Consider the following 867-nt stretch of genomic DNA (forward strand, 5'->3'; position numbering starts at 1 on the left):
GCGGCCAGATAAGCGGCGATCTCGACCTGGCGCTCAGCGGGCAGGCGGCCATCAACGAACGCATGCAGGTCGGCCTCGGTGACCGGGGGAATGGACGGTGGCGGACGGTCGGTATTCATGGGTTGCTTCTCAATACATTCATTTGACGACTTTCAGCCGCACCGGTTCTGCGCGGCCTTCCATCAGGCCGCGCAGGCGCTCACGGCCTCGCGACAGGCGCGACATCACGGTGCCGATGGGGATACCCAGGGCCTGCGCCACATCGGCATAGGCCATGTCTTCCAGCGTCACCAGAAGAAGCACTTCCTTCTGCTCGACGGGCAGCAAGTCCAGTGCAGCCTGCAGATCCAGTACAGCCAGCCTGTCGGTTTGTGTCGGCGCCACCGGCACTTCGGGCGTGTCGTCGTCCATGGTCACGGTGTGCAGCCTGGGACGGCGCACGCCATCGACGTGCAGGTTGTGCATGATGCTGAAGAGCCAGGCGCGCATGTCGGCCACGCCGCCCCACAGGTTCGACTTGGCCCAGGCCCGCTCCAGCGTGTCCTGCACCAGATCGTCGGCGTCGTCACGGTTGTTCACCAGCGCGCGCGAATAGCGGCGCAGGCGCGGCACCCAGCTCAGCAGGCTTGCGTCGTCTTGCATCGGGGGGTCGTGGCCTGAGGGTCTGGACGGAAGTCGACAGCAAATGTCATTCCTTGATGATGTGCCAGACGTCTTTGAAGTTGTCGCCGGCGCGGTCGCCGGGCTTCTGGTCGGCCTGGTAGGTGTACACCGGCTTGCCCTTGTAGGCCCACTGGCGCGCACCGTCGTCGCGCATGACGATCGTGTATGCACCGGCGGGTTGGTCGCTGGCGGCGGCCATCGCGG

At 65.5% G+C, this 867-nt stretch carries 1 protein-coding gene and 1 pseudogene; both read right to left on the reverse strand.

The genetic code is table 11. From position 1 onward, the window contains the following. Positions 1-138 precede the first annotated feature (138 nt). Positions 139-642 carry an RNA polymerase sigma factor gene (locus tag ACSQ22_RS26310; RefSeq protein WP_008904230.1) on the reverse strand — a complete coding sequence of 168 codons (504 nt, stop codon included), beginning with the start codon at positions 640-642 and terminating at the stop codon, positions 139-141. A gap of 46 nt (positions 643-688) precedes the next feature. Continuing rightward, positions 689-867, reverse strand: a pseudogene (locus tag ACSQ22_RS26315) (COG4315 family predicted lipoprotein); the annotation flags it as partial.

Source organism: Acidovorax sp. LjRoot38, from assembly GCF_964252975.1.
GTDB lineage: Bacteria > Pseudomonadota > Gammaproteobacteria > Burkholderiales > Burkholderiaceae_C > Acidovorax > Acidovorax facilis.